The sequence below is a fragment of the Streptomyces sp. NBC_00193 genome (assembly GCF_026342735.1).
Taxonomy (GTDB): Bacteria; Actinomycetota; Actinomycetes; order Streptomycetales; family Streptomycetaceae; genus Streptomyces; species Streptomyces stoeckheimensis.
Map to the genome: position 1 here is coordinate 4850010 of NZ_JAPEMM010000001.1, position 21996 is coordinate 4872005.

At 71.4% G+C, this 21996-nt stretch carries 19 protein-coding genes; 16 read left to right on the plus strand and 3 right to left on the minus strand.

The features are described 5' to 3' along the window. Positions 1–82: 82 nt before the first annotated feature. The 5 genes from hsaA (at position 83) to OG898_RS21615 (ending at position 5341) form a co-directional block, all read left to right on the plus strand. Entirely contained in the window at positions 83–1252 is a 1170-nt protein-coding gene (gene hsaA, locus OG898_RS21595; RefSeq protein WP_266958721.1) for a 3-hydroxy-9,10-secoandrosta-1,3,5(10)-triene-9,17-dione monooxygenase oxygenase subunit, read from the plus strand. Next, positions 1249–2127 carry a 4,5:9,10-diseco-3-hydroxy-5,9,17-trioxoandrosta-1(10),2-diene-4-oate hydrolase gene (gene hsaD / locus OG898_RS21600; protein ID WP_250744965.1) on the plus strand — a complete coding sequence of 293 codons (879 nt, stop codon included), beginning with the start codon at positions 1249–1251 and terminating at the stop codon, positions 2125–2127. Before hsaA ends, hsaD begins: the two co-directional genes overlap by 4 nt. A gap of 102 nt (positions 2128–2229) precedes the next feature. Further along, positions 2230–3135: a VOC family protein gene (locus OG898_RS21605; protein WP_250744966.1), complete on the plus strand. Its 906-nt coding sequence runs from the start codon at positions 2230–2232 to the stop codon at positions 3133–3135. Further along, a complete protein-coding gene (locus OG898_RS21610; RefSeq protein ID WP_266958724.1) occupies positions 3123–3665 on the plus strand; it encodes a flavin reductase family protein in 543 nt (180 codons plus the stop codon). Before OG898_RS21605 ends, OG898_RS21610 begins: the two co-directional genes overlap by 13 nt. Next, complete coding sequence (locus OG898_RS21615) at positions 3662–5341, plus strand: FAD-dependent oxidoreductase (protein WP_266958726.1); 1680 nt, start codon at positions 3662–3664, stop codon at positions 5339–5341. Before OG898_RS21610 ends, OG898_RS21615 begins: the two co-directional genes overlap by 4 nt. Before the next feature lie 5 nt (positions 5342–5346). Here the strand turns inward: OG898_RS21615 and OG898_RS21620 are convergent, their stop codons facing one another. Both OG898_RS21620 and OG898_RS21625 read right to left on the minus strand, forming a co-directional pair. After that, the gene (locus OG898_RS21620; RefSeq protein ID WP_250744969.1) at positions 5347–6006 is read right to left on the minus strand and encodes an HAD family acid phosphatase; all 660 of its coding nucleotides are present in this window, start codon (positions 6004–6006) and stop codon (positions 5347–5349) included. Between the two features lie 196 nt (positions 6007–6202). Then, positions 6203–7096, minus strand: coding sequence for a hypothetical protein (locus OG898_RS21625; RefSeq protein WP_266958728.1), 894 nt, complete (start codon positions 7094–7096; stop codon positions 6203–6205). 152 nt (positions 7097–7248) lie between these two features. On the opposite strand from OG898_RS21625, the gene OG898_RS21630 reads away from it, so the two are divergent. From OG898_RS21630 to OG898_RS21670, 9 genes are all read left to right on the plus strand, one after another. Next, entirely contained in the window at positions 7249–8022 is a 774-nt protein-coding gene (locus OG898_RS21630; RefSeq protein WP_250745003.1) for a serine protease, read from the plus strand. A gap of 265 nt (positions 8023–8287) precedes the next feature. Next, the gene (locus OG898_RS21635) at positions 8288–8947 is read left to right on the plus strand and encodes a response regulator transcription factor (protein WP_250744971.1); all 660 of its coding nucleotides are present in this window, start codon (positions 8288–8290) and stop codon (positions 8945–8947) included. A gap of 361 nt (positions 8948–9308) precedes the next feature. Continuing rightward, on the plus strand, positions 9309–10493 hold the full coding sequence (locus OG898_RS21640) for a sensor histidine kinase (RefSeq protein ID WP_266958731.1): 1185 nt from the start codon (positions 9309–9311) through the stop codon (positions 10491–10493). A 74-nt stretch (positions 10494–10567) separates the two neighbouring features. After that, complete coding sequence (locus OG898_RS21645) at positions 10568–11152, plus strand: DUF2975 domain-containing protein (RefSeq protein WP_266958733.1); 585 nt, start codon at positions 10568–10570, stop codon at positions 11150–11152. Beyond that, positions 11152–11388, plus strand: coding sequence for a helix-turn-helix transcriptional regulator (locus OG898_RS21650; RefSeq protein WP_250744974.1), 237 nt, complete (start codon positions 11152–11154; stop codon positions 11386–11388). The genes OG898_RS21645 and OG898_RS21650 overlap by 1 nt, the downstream gene beginning before the upstream one ends. 72 nt (positions 11389–11460) lie before the next feature. After that, positions 11461–11802 (plus strand): chorismate mutase, encoded by a 342-nt coding sequence (locus tag OG898_RS21655; protein WP_266958736.1) that lies wholly within the window; start codon positions 11461–11463, stop codon positions 11800–11802. 31 nt (positions 11803–11833) lie between these two features. Beyond that, positions 11834–14383, plus strand: coding sequence for an aminopeptidase N (gene pepN / locus OG898_RS21660; protein ID WP_266958738.1), 2550 nt, complete (start codon positions 11834–11836; stop codon positions 14381–14383). Positions 14384–14901: 518 nt separating this feature from the next. Further along, positions 14902–16302, plus strand: a complete 1401-nt coding sequence (locus OG898_RS21665) for an aminotransferase class V-fold PLP-dependent enzyme (protein ID WP_266958740.1) — start codon at positions 14902–14904, stop codon at positions 16300–16302. Then, entirely contained in the window at positions 16299–17708 is a 1410-nt protein-coding gene (locus OG898_RS21670) for a lysine N(6)-hydroxylase/L-ornithine N(5)-oxygenase family protein (RefSeq protein WP_266958742.1), read from the plus strand. The genes OG898_RS21665 and OG898_RS21670 overlap by 4 nt, the downstream gene beginning before the upstream one ends. Positions 17709–17750: 42 nt before the next feature. Here the strand turns inward: OG898_RS21670 and OG898_RS21675 are convergent, their stop codons facing one another. Next, a complete protein-coding gene (locus tag OG898_RS21675; RefSeq protein WP_250745004.1) occupies positions 17751–19562 on the minus strand; it encodes a bifunctional UDP-sugar hydrolase/5'-nucleotidase in 1812 nt (603 codons plus the stop codon). Positions 19563–19701: 139 nt separating this feature from the next. Between OG898_RS21675 and OG898_RS21680 the strand changes: the two genes are divergently transcribed. Beyond that, entirely contained in the window at positions 19702–20403 is a 702-nt protein-coding gene (locus OG898_RS21680; RefSeq protein WP_266958744.1) for an SIMPL domain-containing protein, read from the plus strand. Positions 20404–20562: 159 nt separating this feature from the next. Then, on the plus strand, positions 20563–21990 hold the full coding sequence (pyk, locus tag OG898_RS21685; protein ID WP_266958747.1) for a pyruvate kinase: 1428 nt from the start codon (positions 20563–20565) through the stop codon (positions 21988–21990). The last annotated feature ends 6 nt before the right edge of the window (positions 21991–21996 follow it).

Genomic DNA, 21996 nt, shown 5'->3' on the forward strand with positions numbered 1-21996 from the left:
TTCCGCGCCCGGAGCACCCGGCGTACGTTCCTCGCCATCGATCCCGAACACCCGAAGATCCTTGATCTGAGAAGGGGACACCATGAGTGACGAAGAGGTCCTCGCAGCGGTCCGCGCCCTCGCCCCCGCCCTCCGCGAGCGCAGCGCAGAGGCCGAAAGCCTGCGCAAGGTCCCCGAGGCGAGCATCAAGGAACTCGCCGCCACCGGCTTCTTCCGGCTGCTCCAGCCCAAGGCCCACGGCGGGTACGCCGCCGACCCCGCCCTCTTCTACGCCGCCGTCAAGGAGATAGCCAAGGCCTGCGGCTCCACCGGCTGGGTCGCCTCCGTCGTCGGCGTCCACCCCTGGCACGTCGCCCTCTACGACCCCCGCGCCCAGGAAGAGGTCTGGGGCCAGGACCGCGACACGCGCATCTGCTCCTCCTACGCCCCCACCGGCAAGGTCACCCCGGTCGACGGAGGCTTCACCCTCAGCGGCCGCTGGCACTTCTCCTCCGGCTGCGACCACACCGACTGGGCCCTGCTCGGTGGACTGGTCGCCGACGCCGAAGGCCGCCCCGTCGACATGCGGACCTTCCTGATCCCGCGGTCCCAGTACCGCATCGACGAGGTCTGGGACACCGTCGGCCTGCGCGGCTCCGGCTCCAACGACATCGTCGTCGAAGAGGTGTTCGTCCCCGAACATCGCGCCCTCAGCTTCGGCCCCGTCACCGCCCTCCAGGTCCCCGGCCACCGCCTCAACCCCGAGCCGCTCTACCGGCTCCCCTACGCCTCCGTCTTCACCACCACCATCTCCACCCCCATCGTCGGCATCGCCGAAGGCGCCTACGAGGACTACGTCGCCGCGACCCGCGAACGCTTCCGCATCTCCTACGGCCAGCAGGTCGCCGAGGACCCCTTCGCCCAGGTCCGCATCGCCCGCGCCGCCAGCGACATCGACGCCTCCTGGCTCCAGCTCCAGCGCAACGTCTCCGAGCTCTACGCCCTCGCCGAACGCGGCGAGGAACTCCCCACACCGCTGCGCACCCGGGCCCGCCGCGACCAGGTGCTCGCCACCGAGCGCTGCGTCGCCGCCGTCGACCTCCTCATGGAGAACGCGGGCGGCAGCGCCATGCGCACCGGCCCCAACCCCGTCCAGCGCGCCTGGCGCGACGTCCACACCGGCCGCGGCCACGCCGCCAACGACCCGGAGCGGGCCCTGGTCCTGTTCGGACAGGGCGCCCTCGGCCTCGACATCCAGGACACGATGCTGTGAGCGCGCAGGGCCTGACGTACGAGAACACCTCCCGCACCGCCAAGGCCGGCGGGATGACCCTGCACTACCACGAGGCCGGCCCGGCCGACGGGCCCGGCGGATCCGGCGCCCCCGTCGTGATCATGCTGCACGGCGGCGGGCCCGGCGCCTCCGGCTGGTCCAACTTCGGCGGCAACCTGCCCCACTTCGCCGCACGCTTCCGCACCCTGCTCGTCGACCAGCCCTGCTACGGCCGCTCCGACAAGCCGGAACCCGACCGCGACTACTTCGGCTTCAGCGCGAACGCCGTCATCGCCCTCATGGACGAACTCGGCATCGAGCGGGCGCACTTCATCGGCAACTCCCTCGGCGGAGGCACCGCCACCCGGCTCGTCCTGGACCACCCCGGACGCGTGGACAAGCTCCTGCTCATGGGCCCCGGCGGGATCTCGCTCAACCTCTTCTCCGCCGACCCCACCGAAGGCATCAAGCGGCTCTTCGAGTTCAGCCTCGCCCCCGAGCCCACCCGCGAGCAGATGCGGACCTTCCTCACCACCCTCGCCCACGACCCGGCGATCGTCACCGACGCCCTCGTCGAGGAGCGCTACGCCCAGGCCACCGACCCCGAAGCCAGGCTCGGAAACGCCCGCATGGGCGCCTCCTTCGCCAAGTGGCCCGAGGCCGCCATGCTCTGGCGCGAAGCGCACCGCATCAGCCGCCCGGTCCTGTTGACCTGGGGCCGCGAGGACCGCGTCAACCCGGTCGACGGCGCCTTCCTCGCGCTGAAGACCATCCCCGACGCCCGTCTGCACGTCTTCCCGCACTGCGGGCACTGGGCGCAGACCGAGGCCGCCGACGAGTTCAACCGCCTCGCCACCGACTTCTTCCTGCACTGAATCCGCATCGATTCCGGCATCGATCCCGGCACTGATCCGCGCATCGATCCCGGCATCGATCCCCGCACTGATCCCGCACCGATCCCCCCGAGGAGTTCCCGCATGGACATCCGCGCACTCGGCTACCTCCGCATCGAAACCGCCGACCTCGCCGCCTGGCGCACCTACGTCCTCGACATCCTCGGCATGGCCGAAGCCGCAGGCACCACGGACACCCTGCTGGGCGTCCGCATCGACGACCGCACGCACCGCTTCCAGTTCGTCGCCGGCGCCCAGGACCGGCTGCTCGCCGCGGGCTTCGAGGTAGCGGGCGCCCGCGCTCTCGAAGACGCCGCCGCCGAGCTGGAGAGCGCCGGTCACCCCGTCAAGCAGGCGGACGCCGAGACCCTCGCCGACCGCCGCGTCCAGGGCCTCATCCACTGCGAGGACCCCAGCGGCAACCCCCTGGAGATCTACTGGGGCCAGGCCCAGGACCACACCCCGCTCGCAGCCCGGTACGGCAACCGGTTCGTCACCGGCGGCCGCGAAGGGAGCCTCGGCCTCGGCCACGTCGTCCTGCCCGCCGCCGACACCGAGGCCACCCTCGACTTCTACGAGAACCTCCTCGGCTTCCAGCTGCGCGACTCGATGCGGCTGCCCCCGGTCGCCGTCCCCACCGGCAAGCCCGGCCAGGACTTCTACTGGATGCACTTCCTCAGCCCCAACCGCCGCCACCACAGCCTCGGGCTCTACCCCGGCGCGCTGCCGCCCGGCATCGTGCACTTCATGGTCGAGCTGGAGACCCTCGACGACGTCGGCTACTGCCTCGACCGCATGAACAAGGCGGGCATCCCCATCGCCTCCACCCTCGGCCGGCACTCCAACGACCACATGGTCTCCTTCTACGCCCAGGCCCCCGGCGGCTTCCAGGTCGAGTACGGCTGGGACGGCCTGCTCGTCGACCCCGCCACCTGGACCGCGAAGGAGATCACCGCGGACAGCTTCTGGGGCCACCAGTGGAACGGCTGACCGGCCCCGCCGCCGCGGTCGACCCGGCTGTCCCGGTCGATCCGGTGGCCCCGGTCGATCCCGCCGCCTTCCGCGAGGTCCTCGGCGCCTTCGCCTCCGGCATCACCGTCGTCGCGGCCGTCGCGGACGACGGCCGCCCGGCCGGGCTGGCCTGCCAGTCCTTCGCCTCCCTCTCCCTCGACCCGCCGCTGGTCCTGCTCTGCGTGGGCAAGGGCTCCTCCAGCTGGCCCAAGGTCCGGGCCGCCGGCCGCTTCGGCGTCAGCATCCTCGCCGAGGAGCAGCGCGCCGTGTGCGAAGCCCTCGGCCGCCGCGGCGAGGACAAGTTCGCCGGCGTCGACTGGGAACTCTCCCCCCACGGCGCCGTCCGCGTCGGCGGCGCCCTCGCCACCGTCGACTGCGCCCTCGAAGAGGTCCACGAGGCGGGCGACCACTACCTCGTCACCGCCCGGGTCCTCGAACTGAGCGCCCGCGACGGCGGATCCCCCCTCCTCTACTACCGCAGCGACTACGCCACGGGAGCCTTCGGATGACCGCCGAGCACGCCACCGAGCACCTCACCGAGTACGCCTACGACGTGGTGGTCGTCGGCTCCGGCGCCGCCGGATTCGCCGCCGCCGTCACCGCCCGACTGCGGGGCCTGAGCGTCCTCGTCGTGGAGAAGACCGACTCCTACGGGGGTTCCACCGCCCTGTCCGGCGGCGCGATCTGGGTCCCCGGCAACTTCCACCTCGACCGCGCCGGCCTCGCCGACACCCGCGAGAAGGCCCGCGCCTACCTCGACGCCACCGTCGGCGACCGCGTCCCGGCCGCGCGCAAGGACGCGTACCTCACCCACGGGCCGCGCATGGTCAAGGAGTTCCACGACCGCACCGAGATCCGCTTCATGTACACCCCCGGCTACTCGGACTACTTCCCCGAGGCCCAGGGCGGCATGGCGCAGGGCCGCTCCATCGAACCGTGCATCGTCGACTTCAAACGGCTCGGCGACCTCGGCGCCTCCATGCGCCGGGCCGGACTGCCCACGTACGGGCTGACCATGACCTCGTACGACTTCCGCTTCCTGAACATGGTCAGCCGGACCTGGGCGGGCAAGAAGACCTCCCTCAAGGTCGGCCTGCGCGCGGTCAAGGCGCTGGCCACGGGCCGCAAGCTGCTCTCCCTCGGCGAGGCGCTCATCGCCCGCATGCGGCTCTCCCTGGAGGCGCTCGGCGGCGAACTGTGGCTGTCGGCGCCCCTGACCGGCCTGGTCACGGACCCGGCCGGCCGGGTGACGGGCGTACGGGTCCTGCGCGCCGGGCACGAAGTGACCGTGGCGGCGCGGGGCGGGGTGGTGCTGGCCTCGGGCGGGTTCTCGCACGACCAGGCCCTGCGCGAGAAGCACCTGCCCGCGCCCACCTCCACGGCCTGGACGCACTCCGCGGAGGGCCAGACCGGCGACGCCCTGAAGCTCGGTGAGGAACTGGGGGCCGCCACCGATCTGCTGGACAAGGTCTGGGGCGCGCCGTCGGTGTGCCCGCCGGGGGAGAAGCCCTTCTTCCTCGTCGCCGACCGGGGCATCCCCGGCATGGTCATCGTCAACGAGGCGGGGGAGCGCTACGCCAACGAGGCCCTGCCGTACCACGCGTTCGTGGACCGGATGTACGCCGCGGACCGGCCCGACGCCAGGACGGTGCCGTCCTGGCTGATCCTGGACGCCCGCTCCAAGGCCCGGTACATCTTCGCCGGGCTCTTCCCCGGGCAGCCCTTCCCCAAGAAGTGGCTGGAGAGCGGCTTCCTGAAGAAGGCCGACAGCGTGGAGGAACTGGCCCGGCAGATCTCGGCCCCCGGGCTGCCGGCCGCGATCGCCCGCTTCAACTCCTTCGCGGAGGTGGGCACCGACAAGGACTTCGGGCGGGGCGAGAGCGTCTACGACCGCTACTACGGCGACCCGACGCTGCCCACCCCGAACCTGGCGCCGATCGAGAAGGGCCCCTTCTACGCGGTCCCCGTGCACCCCGGGGACATCGGCACCAAGGGCGGCCTCGTCACCGACACCGACGGCCGGGTGCTCCGCGAGGACTCCACCCCGATCCCGGGCCTCTTCGCCTCCGGCAACTGCTCGGCGGCGGTGATGGGGGAGACCTACCCCGGGCCGGGCGCGACGATCGGCCCGGCGATGGCCTTCGGCTGGGCGGCGGTCAACGCGATCGCCGCCCAACTCGCCTAGCTCGCCTAGGAGAGCTTGCCGCCGTAGTCGGGCAGCTTGACGGTGCGCTCGGCGTGGCCGCCCACCAGGTCGCTCTGGTTGTTGCCGATGTTGGCGATGATCGTGTAGCCGCGGGCCTCGATCTCCGCCCGCTTGGCCGTCTTGTAGGCGCTGACCTCGCCGAACAGTGCGGGCAGATCGCGCACGTAGAGGCCCGAGACGGGGTAGCCGACCGCCTTGAGGTTGCGCTCGGTGAGGGAGTACACGATCCCCGGGCGGGCGGTGACGAAGAAGATCGCGACCCCGCGGTCGTTCGCGTACCGGGTCAGCTCGCGGACCTGGGCGATCGCGGGGGTCGGGAAGGTCCAGAACCAGTGGAAGTCCGTCTCCAGCGACGAGTTGTCGATGTCGAGGACGATCGCCGGCTTCTCGCCGGCCGGCGAGGCGGCGATGCGCTGCTCGATCCCGGGGCGGGCCGCGTCGATGACGGCGGAGACGTCGCGCTGCCAGGTGGCGTAGTCGATGCCCAGGATCGCCGCGTTGCCGCCGGGCGCGGAGGCGGTGACGGCGGTGACGGGCGCGACGGCCGTCCGGGCGGGGGCCGCCTGGGCGGTGGCGGCCGGAACCAGGGCCAGTACGGCTGCGGCTACGGCCACTGCGGCGGCAGTGGTACGGGTGCTGCGCATGGGGGACGCTCCTCGATCACATGTTGGCATGTACGTGACCAGGCTGGGGATCGTCCGCCCTCATGTCTACTGGCTGGTAAGTAACTTTTCATGGCCGGGCGGTGAACCTCCGTCATGCGGCCCGCCCGGCGCCGGCGGGCCGTCGGCGGAGGCGGCTGCGGCGGCTCCGGGGGCTGTGGCGGCGGCGACTGACCGCTCAGGTGTCGCAGTCCAGCACCGTGTGGCACAGCCCGCACCGGGCCCGGACCGGCCCGCGGTGGGCCGGCAGCCGCAGGCGCTGCCCGCACACCGGGCACGGGAAGCTCACCCGCAGCCCGCCCGCGTGCACCTCGAAGCCGTACGCCGCCCCGGGCGCGGCGGACCCGGTCCGGCGGGCCGCCGCGTACCGCAGCCGCTCCGTCCGGCCCGCGGCCGCCAAGGGGGCCCGGCGCAGCTCCTGGTCGGCCCGGTCGCGGCCGCGCACGTACGCCTCGTAGGCCTGCGGGCTGGTGAACCACGCGGAGAGGTCCTCGCCGCCGAGGAACCGGCCGCGCCGGGCGAGGACGTAGCCGAACTCCTCCGGGGTGAGGTAGCCGAGCTTCTGGTGGGTGAGCTCGTCCTCCCGGTAGGCGTCGAGCAGCAGCCAGCCGGCGCCGAGGTAGGCGGCGGCGGTGTCGGTGAGGATCTCGTTGCCGGGGGTGGTGGGGAAGTGCAGGTCCAGCCGGTGCAGCAGCACGTGCGTGACCTCGTGGGCGAGGGCGGCCGCCAGATCGCGGCGGTGGACGCGGAAGCGGTCGTTGACCTCGACGAAGTACTCGGGCCCGGCGGCCAGTTCCACGGTCGCCGCCTCCTCCATCGCGCGGAAGCCCACGATCAGGCGCGCGTCGGGCAGGCGCAGGGCGCGGACCATCGCGGAAGCCACCCGGTGGGCACCCGGGTACAGGTCCTCGGACGCGGGGAAGGCCGCGTCGGCGGGGGCGAAGGGGGTGTCGTAGGCGCGGATCCCGTCGGCGGACAGCCGTCGGAACAGTGCGGTGACGGCCGCGCGGACCGTCTCCAGATGAGGAAATCCGTGCTCGATCGGGCTGCTGCGCCGCCCGTTGTGCGTCATGGGGCCCCTTCGGCCGGAAGTTGTCCGAAAACGCGTTCTTGATGGCCTCCGTGCGCAGGGTGTGTCATGTCCCCGTCACCCAGGCGGTCCATCCCACCCGCCCCGGGGTGACGCGCACGGCCCAACCCCCCACGAAAGGCAGTGTGTCGACTGTGTCCAGCCTCGTCACCACCCTCAAGCGCGTCCTCGCCGTCGGAGCGGTGGCCCTCGCGGCCGTCAGCCTCCAGCCCGGCACCGCCACCGCAGGCACGGCACCCGTGGTCGGCGGAACCCGCGCCGCCCAGGGCGAGTTCCCCTTCATGGTCCGGCTCTCCATGGGCTGCGGCGGCGCCCTCTACACCCAGCAGATCGTGCTCACCGCCGCCCACTGCGTGAGCGGCTCCGGCAACAACACCTCCATCACCGCCACCGCCGGAGTGGTCGACCTCAAGAGCTCCAGCGCCATCAAGGTCAAGTCCACCAAGGTGCTCCAGGCCCCCGGCTACAACGGCACCGGCAAGGACTGGGCGCTCATCAAGCTCGCCCAGCCCATCAACCTGCCCACCCTCAAGATCGCCGACACCAAGGCCTACGACAACGGCACCTTCACCGTCGCCGGCTGGGGCGCCGCCCGGGAAGGCGGAGCCCAGCAGCGCTACCTGCTGAAGGCCACCGTCCCCTTCGTCTCCGACGCCTCCTGCCAGGACTCCTACGGCAGCTCGCTCGTGCCCGCCGAGGAGATCTGCGCCGGATTCGACCAGGGCGGGGTCGACACCTGTCAGGGCGACTCCGGCGGTCCCATGTTCCGCCGGGACAACGCGAACGCCTGGATCCAGGTCGGCATAGTCAGCTGGGGCGAGGGCTGCGCCCGTCCCGACTACCCCGGCGTCTACACGGAGGTCTCCACCTTCGCGGCGGCGATCAAGAGCGCGGCCGCCACCCTCTGACCGCCTCCCGGGCCCGCTGTAGGCCTTCCGGCCCCTCCGATGGGGGCCGGAAGAATGAGGCACGATGCCCCACATGTCCGTAAGGTCGACCGAAGTACCGTGAGGCCGGAACGACGCCGTTCCGGCCTTGCGGCATGCTCCCGGCGGTCTGCTGTGCGGTTGCGGGCCGAGGCGCCCGCAGGTCCCATGGAGAGATCCCACCGGGTGGGAAAGCCGGGGAAGCCGGGACGGCACAGGCAACGGGCGACAGTGGGGCAGGCGGCGCATGGCGATCAGAGTGATCATCGCGGACGACCAGGAGATGGTCAGGACCGGCTTCCGGATGATCCTCGAAAGCCAGCCGGACATCGAGGTGGTCGCCGACGTCGAAGACGGTGAAGCGGCCCTCGCGGCCGTCGCCGCGCACCGCCCCGACGTCCTCCTCCTCGACATCCGCATGCCCAAGCTCGACGGGCTCGAAGTCACCCGCCGGCTCTCCGGGCGCGACACCCCCCGCATCGTCATCGTCACCACCTTCGACCTCGACGAGTACGTCCACGCGGCGCTCCAGGGCGGAGCGTCCGGCTTCCTCCTCAAAGACGCGAGCCCGGCCATGCTGGTTGAAGCGGTACGGGCGGCAGCCGTCGGGGACTCCCTCGTCTCACCCGCCATCACCGTCCGGCTGCTCCGCGAAATGGCCCACCGCACCCCGGCCGCCGCCGCAGCGGCCCGCCGCCCGGCGGAGCCCCTCACGGACCGGGAACGCGAGGTCGTACGCTGCCTCGCCCGCGGGCTGACCAACGCCGAGATCGCCGGCGAGCTCTTCGTCTCCCTCTCCACGGTCAAGACCCACCTGGCCAACGTCCAGGCCAAACTGGACGCCCGCAACCGCGTGGAAATCGCCGCCTGGGCCTGGGAAAGCGGCCTGGCAGGCACCCCGGCGTGACCCACCCCCACCCCCCGACCACCCCTGACCGCCACCCGGGCGGCCCGGGGCGCAACCAGCCCTGCGGCTGTCCGGACGGCACGGGGCGGAACCGGCCCCGAGGCTGTTCGGGTGCCGCCGGGCAGAATCAGCCTCGCCGGCGTTTGAGGCGCGGGGGCTGGGGCGGCGCCCCAGGAAGCCGGCGCACGCCGTTCCCGACGACCCCGGCCACCACGGGTACGGGCAGCCCCCGGGCGAACCGCGGCCTCCGCATGCGCCGAAGCCCCCACACCTACGGCGGAGCCGTGCAGCCCCAGGGCGGAGCCACCCGCACGGAGCCCCGTACCCCCGGCGGAGCCGACGAGGCGCTCCGGGGCTCGGTATGAGCCCCCTGGGGCCATGGGCCCGCCGCCACCCCTACGCCGCGGACTGGATCCGCATCATCCTCTCGCTCACCCTCCTCTCCCTCGTCACCTTCGAGGGCGTCGTCCTCGCCCGCCAGCCCAGCACCCCGCACGCCGCCGTCTGGGTGTCCGGCATCCTCGTCTGCCTCAGCGCCGTGCCCTGGCCGCGCATCCCGCTGCTCGCCCGCGCCTGGTTCGCCGCCGCCGTCACCTGGGCCGTCACCCTCTCCCTCCTCTTCAGCAACCTCCCCCTCGTCGTCTGGGGCGGCGGCGAGGCCGTCGCCCTGCTCGTCCTCCTCGCCCAGGTACTGCTGCGCGCCCCCGCCCGCACCGCCGCCGTCCTCGGCCCCCTGCTCGCCCTCGGCTCCATGGCGGCGCCCGTCCGCGACGCGGACCCGGGCCGCTTCACCCTGCTCTTCTCCGTGCTCGCCGTCGTCGTCACCGCGTACTCCCTGCTCCTGCGCCTGCAGTCCGTCCAGCGGGTCCGCGAGCTGCGCGCCGTACGCAGCGCCGAACGCCTGGAGCTGGCACGCGAGCTCCACGACCTCGTCGCCCACCACGTGACGGGGATCGTCGTCGAGGCGCGCGCCGCGCGCTACACCAAGGTCTCCGCGGAACGCGCCGGCGAGATCTTCGGCCGCATCGAGACGGCCGGCGACGAGGCGCTCGGCTCCATGCGCCGCCTGGTCAAGATCCTCCGCGAGGGTGCCGAGGACGCCGACCCGGAGAAGGGCAAGGGCGGCAGGCCCGGCTCCGCCGGCACGGCCCCCGTCGCCGGCCTCCGGGAGATCCGCGGGCTGATGGAACGGTTCGCCGCCACCGGCCCGCCCGTCGTCCTCTACGTGGAGGAGGGCCTGGAGGCCCGGCTCCCCGCCGACGTCGCCGCCACCGCCCACCGCATCGTCCTCGAAGCCCTCACCAACATCGGCAAGCACGCCGCCACCGCCACCGCCGTCCGGATCGGCCTGCGCACCGTCCCGGCCGGCCTGGAAGTCCGGATCGCCGACGACGGCGGCCGCCCCGCGAAACTCTCCGAGAACGCCCGCGGCGGCGGCTACGGCCTCGTCGGCATGGCCGAACGCGCCGAAGCCCTCGGCGGCTCCCTCACCGCCGGCCCCGCCCCCGAAGGCGGCTGGCTGGTCACGGCGCTCCTGCCCCTCTGACAGGCACCCACTTGTCGATTATCGATATGGTCCGCTAGGGTCTGGCATATCGAAAATCGATAGGGGGGAACGCGATGAACACGCGATTCACAAAGATCCTGGCCTCACTGACCTTTGCGCTGGCGATCCTCTGGGGGCTCACCTTCATCGGCACGGCCGTCTCGCACCTGGCCGACGACGGGGCGGTCTGCGTGAAGACCGACTTCTGGGCCAACGCCACCCTGGACGGCGGCCTGCCGGTCGGCCAGGGCGTGGAAGCGTCCAGCAGCACCGCACGGCTCTGCCAGAACGCCCCCTCCACGGCGCAGCGCGCCGCCGACCTCGGGGGCCAACTGCCCTGGATGCTGTTCGCCTCCGTCGCCCTGCTGCTCTTCTCCCGACTGCTGAAGGCCGTCGTCTCCCAAGGGCCGTTCACCGACGAGGTGGCGCGACGGCTCACCGTTCTCGGCTGGTTCGTCACTGCGGGCACACCGCTCGCGGGCCTCGTCGTAGGGTGGTCGCAGTCCTGGCTCGCCGCGAGCATGGTGCCCATGCTCGACTCCGGTCCGACGGTCTCCGAGCCCCAGGTGCTCATCCTCGCCGGCCTCGCCGCCGTCATCATGGGGAAGATCATGCGCGAGGGCGTGCGCATGCGAGAGGACCTCGAAGGGACGATCTGATGCCCGAAGAGGAACTCCACGCGATCCGGATCCACCTCGACCGGATCCTGGCCGACCGCGGCATGACGCTCACCGAACTGGCCGCCCAGGTCGGCATCACCGTCGTCAACCTGTCCGTGCTCAAGAACGGACGGGCCAAGGCCATCCGCTTCTCCACCCTGTCCAGGATCTGCGACGTCCTCCAGTGCCAGCCGGGCGACCTCATCACCCACGACCCCACCGAGCCGCAGGCCTAGGCGGTATCCCGTCCGTCTCAGTGGCCGACCGGCCGAAGAAGCGTCGCCGCACGCCACGTATTCTCGGTGACCATGAACACCAGGGACATCGACGAGAACGTCACCGCCGAGCTGGCCCGGCTCAGGGACAGCATCGACAACATCGACGCCGCCGTGGTGCACATGCTCGCCGAGCGGTTCAAGTGCACCCAGCAGGTCGGCCACCTCAAGGCCCGCCACCAGCTGCCCCCGGCCGACCCGGGCCGCGAGGCCAGCCAGATCGCCCGGCTGCGCCAGCTCGCCGAGAACGCCAAGCTCGACCCCGCCTTCGCCGAGAAGCTCCTCAACTTCATCATCGCCGAGGTCATCCGCCACCACGAGACGATCGCCGCAGGCGAGGGTGAGGGCGAGAGCGCAGGCGCAGGCGCCGAATAGGAACTGGGGCCCGGCGCCGCCATCCGGCAGCATGGGCCCCATGTCCGCACTGACGCGCAACGAAGCGCAGATCCGAGCCCGACTCCTCGACGTCCGGCACTACGAGGTCGCCCTCGACCTCACCACCGGCGACGAGACCTTCGAGTCCTGCACCGTCATCCGGTTCACCGCACGCACCGCCGGCGACACCTTCGTCGAGCTGAAACCGGACGAACTGCGCTCCGCCGCCCTCGACGGACACCCCCTGGACCCGGCCGCCCTCACCGACGGCCGCCTCCCCCTCACCGGCCTCACCGAAGGCCCCCACGAACTCCGCATCGCCGCCCGCATGCGCTACTCCCGCACCGGCGAAGGCCTGCACCGCTTCACCGACCCCGCGGACGGCGAGACGTACGTCTACACCCAGATGTTCCTCGACGACGTCCAGCGCGTCTTCCCGGCCTTCGACCAGCCCGACCTCAAGGCCGTGTTCGAGTTCACCGTCACCGCCCCCGCGCACTGGACCGTCCTCGCCAACGGCATCACCACCCGCATCGGCGAACGCCCCGGTGACGGCGACGAACGCCCCGGCGACGGCGGCGACGGCTCCGCCCCCGAAGCCGGCATCTGGGCCTCCGCCCCCACCCCCGTCATCTCCACCTACCTCGCCGCCGTCGCCGCCGGCCCCTGGCACAGCATCCGCACCGAGCACGCCGGGCTCCCCTTCGGCATCCACTGCCGCCGCTCCCTCGCCCCCCACCTCGACGCCGACGCGCAGGAGATCCTCGACCTCACCACCGCCTGCTACGACCGCTTCCACGACAAGTTCACCGAGCCCTACCCCTTCGACTCCTACGACCAGGCCTTCGTGCCCGAGTTCAACGCCGGCGCCATGGAGAACCCCGGACTGGTCACCTTCCGCGACGACTACGTCTTCCGCTCCGCCGTCACCGACGCCGAACGCCAGCGCCGCGCCGTCACCATCGCGCACGAGATGGCCCACATGTGGTTCGGCGACCTCGTCACCCTCAGCTGGTGGGACGACATCTGGCTGAACGAGTCCTTCGCCGAGTTCATGGGCTACCAGACCCTCATCGAAGCCACCCGCTTCACCGAGACCTGGACCGGATTCGCCATGGAACGCAAACCCTGGGGCTACGACGCCGACCAGCGCCCCTCCACCCACGCCGTCGCCCCGGACGCCGCCGCCGTCCCCGACACCGCCTCCGCCCTCCTCAACTTCGACGGCATCTCCTACGCCAAGGGCGCCTCCGCCCTGCGCCAACTCGTCGCCTGGCTCGGCGAGAAGGACTTCCTGGCCGGCATCAACACCCACTTCGCCCGCCACAAGTTCGCCAACGCCTCCCTCGCCGACTTCGTCGACTCCCTCGCCGCCCACACCGACCGCGACGTCCACACCTGGGCCGAGACCTGGCTGCGCACCACCGGCGTCGACACCCTCACCCCCCGCCTCCAGGAGAGCCACGGAGGCTGGACCCTCACCGTCGACCGCACCGGCAGCCGCCCCCACCACATCGCCGCCGGCCTCTACGACCGCGCCCCCGACGGAGCCATCGAACCGCGCGAGGTCCTCGCCCTCGACGTCCCCTCCGACGAGGTCCTCTCCGTGAGCGGCCCGCGCCCCGCCCTCCTCGTCCTCAACGACGGCGACCTCACCTACGCCAAGGTCCGCCTCGACGAGACCTCGCTCGAAACCGCCCTGCGCGGCATCTCCCGCATCCCCGACCCGCTCACCCGCGGCGTCGTCTGGAACTCCCTGCGCGACATGGTCCGCGACGGCGAACTGGCCGCCGCCGACTACCTGGCCACCGCCGAAGCCCACGTACCGGACGAAACCGACCTCGCGATCGTCCAAGGCGTCCTCGGCTTCACCCGCGCCCAGATCGCCGACCGCTACCTCACCCCCGACCGCCGGGGTGACGCCCTCACCACCCTCACCACCATCGCCCGCGACCTGCTGCGACGCACCGAGGACGGCACCGACCCCGGCCTGCGCCTCCTCGCCGTCCGCACCCTCGTCGACAGCGCGACCCAGCCCGACACCATCGCCGGCTGGCTCGCCGAAGGCACCGTCCCCGGCGGCCCCGAACTCGACCCCGAACTGCGCTGGCGCATCCTCGCCCGCCTGTCCGTACTCGGCGCCGCCGACGAAGCCGGCATCGACGAAGCCCTGGCCGCCGACCCCAGCGGCACCGGCCGCGAAGGCGCCGCCCGCTGCCGCGCCGCCCTCCCCACGGCCGAGGCCAAGGCCGCCGCCTGGGAGCGCCTCTTCCACGACGACTCCCTGTCCAACTACCTCTTCACCGCCACCGCCCAGGGCTTCTGGCAGCCCGAACAGGCCGACCTGGTACGGGAGTACGTACCGCGCGCCTACACCGAGGCCGTCACCCTCGCCGCCCGCCGCGGCCCCGCCATCGCCGAAGCCGCAGGCCGCTGGGCCCTCCCCGGCCACGAGATCACCGAAGCCAACCTCGAGGCCGGCCACACCGCCCTGACCGCCCCCGACATCACCCCCCTCCTCCACCGCAAACTCGCCGACCACCTCGACGACCTCACCCGAGCCCTACGAGCCCGCCGCTGACCCACCCCACCAGGGGGGCCGGGGACCACCTCCCCGACCGGCCGCCGGCCTCCCGAAGGCCCGGCTTGCCCCACCCGTCGGCGGTGCGGCCGGCGCGCCCTGCGGGGCGGAAATCCCCTACCCACCCTTCGCCCGTTCCCCGGGCTGCGCCCGGACCCCCTGGGGCTCCGCCCCAGTCCCCGCGCCTCAAACGCCGGCGAAAATCCAGCCCCTCCGGCGTTTGAGGAGCGGGGGTCCGGGGGCTGGCCCCTGGCAACGGCGCCGCACGCGGCAACGGGTCCGGGGCGCAGCCCCGGGGAACGGGCGAAGGGCGGGTAGGGGACCCCGCCCCGCAGGGCCCACCCAGCCGCACCCGCCCACCGGTCCCGCCCCGAGGACGGACACCCCGACGGCTTGAAATCAACCACGCATAAACCCGGGCGGTTACCCCATTCGGGTCGGATCGTTGTACCCCCGGGTGCCCCACCCCAGCCGAGCGGCACCACCCGCCGCCGATCCGTTCCCGTGAGGACAACCGCATGACAGCGCCCCCCGGCACAGGCAGACGCGGCACCGCCCCGCTCGCCGGCGGACCCCACGGCCCCGACGCCCTGCAACCACTCCTCGCCACCGTCCTCGACGCCCTGCGCACCGGAGCCCGCGCCCGCGGCGGACCACTCCCGGCCGGCGGACCCGAGGCCGTCACCGCCCGCGTCACCGCCGCACTCGGCGAGGTGTTCCCCGACCACGGACACGGCGACCACGAAGCACTACGGACCCTCGTCCACACCCTCACCGCCGGCGCGGCCGACCCCGCCGACCCCCTGTGCGCAGCCCACCTGCACTGCCCGCCCCTCGCCGTCGCGGCCGCCGCCGACCTCGCCGCCAGCGCCCTCAACGCCTCCCTCGACTCCTGGGACCAGGCCCCCGCCGCCTCCGCCCTCGAAACCCTCCTCACCCGCACGCTCGCCGCGGAGTTCCACGACACCCCCCACCCCGACGCCGTCCTCACCACCGGCGGCACCGAGGCCAACCACCTCGCCCTCCTCCTCGCCCGCGAACGCCACGGCCCCCACCTCACCGTCCTGCACGGCGCCAACGCCCACCACTCCATCCCGCGCGCCGCCTGGCTCCTCGGCCTGCCACCCGCCCGCAGCCTCCCCACCCCCACCGGCACCCTCACCCCCGCCACCCTCGCCGAGGCCCTCGCCACCACCACCGGCCCCGTCCTCGTCACCGCCACCGCCGGCACCACCGACGCCGGCCTCATCGACCCCCTCGACGCCCTCGCCGACCTCTGCGACCACCACGGCGCCGACCTCCACATCGACGCCGCCTACGGCGGCCTCCTCCACCTCAGCCCCCGCCACCGCCCCAAACTCGCCGGCCTGCACCGCGCCCGGTCGATCACCCTCGACCTGCACAAACTCGGCTGGCAACCCATCGCCGCCGGACTCCTCACCGTCCCCGACACCACCCTGCTCGCCCCCCTCGCCCACCAGGCCGACTACCTCAACGCCCCCGACGACACCCGAGCCGGCCTGCCCGACCTCCTCGGCCGCTCCCTGCGCACCACCCGACGCGCAGACGCCCTCAAGATCGCCGCAACCCTGCGCTCCCTCGGCCGAGACGGCCTCACCCACCTCATCGACCTCACCTGCGCACGCGCCGACCAGCTCGCCCGACTCCTCGAAGCACACCCCGGCTTCGAACTCCACGCGGCGCCCACCATCAGCACCGTCCTGTTCCGGCCCACCCACGCCGACGACACCGCACTCGCCACCCTCCGCCGCACCCTCCTCCAGAGCGGCACCGCCGTACTGGGCCGGGCCACCGCCGACGGCCGCCTCTGGCTCAAGGCCACCCTGCTCAACCCCCACACCACGGCGGGGGACCTGGACGCCCTCGTGAACCTCCTGGAAGGCAGCACCCACCGATGACCGCCCAGCTCGATGCACCCCACGACCTCGTCGGAATCGGCATCGGCCCCTTCAATCTCTCCCTCGCCGCACTCGCCCACGGCCTGCCCCGGCAAGGCGCCGCAGAACTCGCCACCGCGTTCTACGACCAGCGCCGCGACTTCCGCTGGCACCCCGGACTCCTCATCGACGGAGCCACCCTCCAAGTCCCCTTCCTCGCCGACCTCGTCACCCTCGCCGACCCCTCCAGCCCCTGGTCGTTCCTCAGCTACCTCAAGCACAAGGAACGCCTCTTCCCCTTCTACTTCGCCGAGAACTTCCACATCCAGCGCGCCGAATACGACGCCTACTGCCGCTGGGTCGCCGGCCGCCTGCCCGGACTCCACTTCGGCAACCAGGTCGACGCCGTCCGCTGGAACCCCGAACGCGACCTCTTCGAAGTCGACTTCACCCAACTCGACACCGACGGAGAAGCCGAAGCCCTCGGCCGCACCTACACCCGCAACCTCGCCCTCGGCATCGGCACCGCCCCCTACGTCCCCGAGCCGCTGCGCCCCCTCGCCGAAGCCCCCACCGTCCCGGTGATCCACTCCTCCGAGTACCTCGACAACCGGCAGCGCATCCTGGGCGCCGACCACGTCACCGTCATCGGATCGGGCCAGTCAGGAGCCGAGGTCTTCCTCGACCTGCTCCGCTCCCGCCCCGCCGGCCGCGAACGCCTCACCTGGCTCGCCCGCACTCCCTCCTTCGCCCCCATGGAGTACTCCAAGCTCGGCCTGGAACACTTCACCCCCGACTACACCCGCTACTTCCACTCCCTCCCCGAACCGGTCCGCGACCGCCTCGTCCCCGCCCAGTGGCAACTCCACAAGGGCATCGACGCCGCCACCATCGCCGCCATCCACGAAGAGCTCTACCGCCGCACCCTCGACGGAGGCTGGCCCGACGCCGTCCTCACCCCCGGAGTCAGCGTCCGCACCGCCGGCCGCGTCGCCACCACCAAGGTCGAACTCCACCTCGAACACGTGGAACAGGGCACCCGCTCACGCCTCACCACCGACGCCGTCGTCCTCGCCACCGGCTACCGCGAACGCCCCCTCACCCGCCTCCTCGCCGGACTCGACCCCTACCTGCGCAAGGACTCCTCCGGCCGCCCCCGCATCGACGACCGTTACCGGATGATCACCGACCCGGCCGTCACCGGCAGCGTCTTCGTCCAGAACGGCGAACGCCACACCCACGGCGTCGGAGCCCCTGACCTCGGCCTCGCCGCCTGGCGCAGCGCCGCCATCCTGAACACCCTGACGGACAAGGAGCCCTACCCCCAGCCCATCCGCACGGCCTTCACCACCTTCGGCCTCGAACAGCGGGAGCACGCCCGGCCCCAACCCGCCGGCGAACTGCTCCCACTGGTCGAGCACCCGTAAGGAGAAACGTTCAGAAGACCGCCGTCTTTAAGGACCGACGCCTTAGAAGACCGGTGTCCCGGCTCGGGTCAGCCGCCAGTCCACGGACGCGAACTGCGCCGGGTCCACCGTCCCCTTCGCCTTCACCCACTGGATGATCGTGTTGCGTATCTCGTCCGAGTTCGCCCACAGCTGCTTGGACTGCGGCACGTGCGGGAAATTGCCGCCGCCCGAAGCCCGGTAGTTGTTCACCGCCAGCACGAACTGCGCCGCCGGATCCACCGGCTTCCCCTGGAACGACAGCCCCGAGATCCGCGAACCCACCGGCTCGGAAACATCGATGTCGTACGTCAACCCGTACACGGCGTCGTAGTTGTAGTCCGGCGTACCCTCCGCGTTCGTCAGCTTCGCCGGATCCACCACGTCACCGGGAGCCGTCCGCACGTAGTACTTCGCCGAATACTCCAGATAGTCCTTGATCTGCGCGCCCGTCAGCAGCCGCGCCTCCAGCGTGTTCTCGAACGGATACAGACCCGCCGCATCCCTGATCGTCACCTGCCCCGACGGAATCGCCGCCGTACGCGAGAAACACGAAGCCTGCGACAGCACCGGCAGCGCACCCCACTCCGTACCCGCCAGCGCCCCCTTCACCGTCTCCGCCTGCACGTGGTTGATCAGATCGATGATCGCCACGTCCTTGACCGGCCCGTCCACCGAGGACATCGCCTGCGTCGACGTACCGATCACCTGGTTCACATACGCCACGACCTTGCGGTGCTCGTCCGACAGCAGCCCCACGATCTCCGGGTCCTCCACCGCCGCATTCGAATTCAGCACCCGGGCCGACACCTTCGACACCGACCAGCAGCCCTTCGCCCACGTCAGCTCGAAGTCGAACAGCGTCAGCCGCTGCCCCCACTTCAACGGCTCGGACAACACCACGTCCTTGCCCGTCGCCTTGTTCCGCACCCGGTACTCCGGGATCTCCGTGTGCGCGTGCCCCACCAGGATCGCGTCGATCCCCGGCACCTGCTCCGCCACCAGACCCGCCGCGTTCTCGATGTACGGCAGCTGGTCCCCGTAGCTCGACGTACCGCTCGAACCCGAATGCGCCGACACGATCACCACATCCGCACCCAGCGACCGCAGCCGCGGCACGTACTTCGCCGCCTGCTCCTCAAGACCCGGGAACGTCATCTTCCCCTGCACGTTCGCCTTGTCCCAGATCGCGATCCCCGGATTCGTCAGACCCAGCACCGCCACCTTCACGTCCCGCCCGTGCGGCGTACGCAGCCGGTGCATGCTGTACGGCGGGAACGCCGGCCGCAGCGTCTTCGCATCCAGCGCGTTCGCCCCCAGCAACGGGAAGTCGCACTGCTCCTCGAACTTCCGCAGCACCGGAATACCGTAATTGAACTCGTGGTTCCCCAGCGCCGCCGCGTCATAACCGATCGCGTTCATCGCCTGCGCCATCGGATGCACCGGACCGCGCCGCGCGGTGATCGGATCCACCTTCGCGTAGTAGTACGAAAGCTGCGTCCCCTGAATGGTGTCCCCGGCATCGATCAGCAGCGTGTTGCGCCGCCCCTTCTCCGCCCGCACCTGGTTCACCAGCGTGGAGATCTTCGCCAGACCGACGTCGTTGTGCGCCTTGTCGTCGAACTCCTTGTCCGTGAAGTAGTCCCAGTTGAAGACGTTCCCGTGCAGGTCGGTCGTCCCCATCACCGTGAACGCGTACGTCTTCGCCCCCGCCGCCGAAGCGCCGCCGGCCACCGCCTCGGCCGCGGCGGCCGGGGTGCTCGTGGCCCCCGCCAACGCCACAGCCGCACCCGTCGCGGCCGACGTGCCCAGAAATGTCCTACGGTCCAAAGCCATGCCGTCTCCCTTGTGAGGTGCGTGTACACAGATAGGCAACGCGCGTAGATTCTGACCCAGCAGTAACAAGCCGCAACACCCCCACCAGGTTTCGATCCGATGACCACCCCCGTACGAGCAGCAGTGCGAGAGTGAATCCATGACCCAGGACGCATCGCACCAGCCCTACGGAACCCCCGAAGTCCCCCGCGTCGCAGTCCGCGGCGAAGCCACCCTCGAAGTCGACCCCGAGATCGCCCGCATCGGCATCACCGTCAGCGCCCGCGGCACCGACCGGCGCACCGCCCTCGAAGACCTCACCCGCCGCAACAACGCCGTCCTCGACCTCGTCAAAAGCTATGGCGACCCCGTCGAAAAGCTCGAAACCGGCGCCTTCTCCATCACCCCCGAACTCACCCGCCACGGCCGCGGCGAACGCATCCGCGCCTACCACGGACGCGTCCACCTCACCGCCGAACTCAACGACTTCACCACCCTCGGCGAACTCACCACCCGCCTCGCCGACCTCGAACTCACCCAGGTCGACGGACCCTGGTGGGCCCTGCGCCCCACCTCACCCGCGCACGGCGAAGCCCGCCGCCAAGCCGTACTCGAAGCCGTCCAGCGCGCCCGCGAATACGCCGCCGCCCTCGGAGCCGACCTCGCCGCCCTCGTCGAACTCGCCGACCTCGGAGCCGAGAACGCCCCCGCGCCCTTCCACGCAGCCGGCGCCGGCATGCGCACCATGGCCTTCAGCACCGCCGAAGACGCAGGCGTCCCCGCCCTCGACCTCGAACCCCAGCGCCAGACCGTCTACGCGCAGGTGAACGCACGCTTCACGATGACCCCTCCCCAGCTCTGACCCCTCAGCTCCGAAAACCCGAAAATCGGCGCCCCGGGGGTGCTCATCAGAGCACCCCCATGCACATTCAACAATTGTCAACAACCTTTTGCTCAAAGGTTGTTGAGTGGACACCCGGAACCAATTTCCTACTCCCTGGTAGGGGCATACGCTCGCCTCATGCGCCGAGCGAAAATCGTATGTACCCTGGGCCCCGCCACCGACTCATACGACCAGATCAAAGCCCTGGTCGAAGCCGGAATGGACATCGCCCGCTTCAACCTCAGCCACGGCACCTACGCCGAACACGAGGACCGCTACCAGCGCGTCCGCAAGGCTGCCGACGAAACCGGCCGCAGCGTCGGCATCCTCGCGGACCTTCAAGGCCCGAAGATCCGCCTCGGCCGCTTCCGCGAAGGCCCCGTACTCCTTGAACGCGGCGACGAATTCACCATCACCGTCGAAGACCACGAAGGCGACCGCCACACCTGCGGCACCACCTACAAGGGCCTCGCCGCCGACGTCACCACCGGCGAACGCATCCTCGTGGACGACGGCCGCGTCACCCTCGAAGTCACCGCCGTCGACGGCCCCCGCGTCCACACCCGCGTCATCGAAGGCGGCATGGTCTCCGACAACAAGGGACTCAACCTCCCCGGCGTCGCAGTCTCCGTACCCGCCCTCTCCGAAAAAGACATCGAAGACCTCCGCTGGGCCCTGCGCATCGGCGCCGACATCATCGCCCTCTCCTTCGTCCGCAGCGGCAGCGACATCGAAGACGTCCACCGCATCATGGACGAAGAAGGCCGACGCCTCCCCGTCATCGCCAAGGTCGAAAAGCCCCAGGCAGTCGAAAACATCGACGACATCGTCGCCGCCTTCGACGGCATCATGGTCGCCCGCGGAGACCTCGGCGTCGAAATGCCCCTGGAACAGGTCCCCATCGTCCAGAAGCGAGCCGTCAAGCTCGCCAAGCGCAACGCCAAGCCCGTCATCGTCGCCACCCAAATGCTCGACTCGATGATCGACAACTCCCGGCCCACCCGCGCCGAAGCCTCCGACGTAGCCAACGCCGTCATCGACGGCACCGACGCCGTCATGCTTTCCGGTGAAACCAGCGTCGGTAAGTACGCCATCGAAACCGTCCGCACCATGTCCCGCATCGTCGAAGCCGCCGAGGAAGACATCCTCGCCAAGGGCCTCCCCCCGCTCACCGACCGCAACAAGCCCCGCACCCAAGGCGGCGCAGTCGCCCGCGCCGCCGCCGAAATGGGCGACTTCCTCGGCGCGAAGTTCCTCGTCGCCTTCACCCAGAGCGGAGACACCGTCCGCCGGCTCTCCCGCTACCGCTCACCCATCCCCCTCCTCGCCTTCACCCCCGACCCCGCCACCCGCTCCCAGCTCAACCTCACCTGGGGCGTCGAAACCTTCCTCGGCCCCCACGTCGACTCCACCGACGCCATGGTCGCCCAGGTCGAAGAAGAGCTCCTGCGCATCGGCCGCTGCGTCCCCGGCGACGTCGTCGTCATCACCGCCGGCTCACCCCCCGGCGTCAGCGGATCCACCAACCTCGTCCGCATCCACCGCATCGGCGACGCAGTCCGCTGAGGCCGC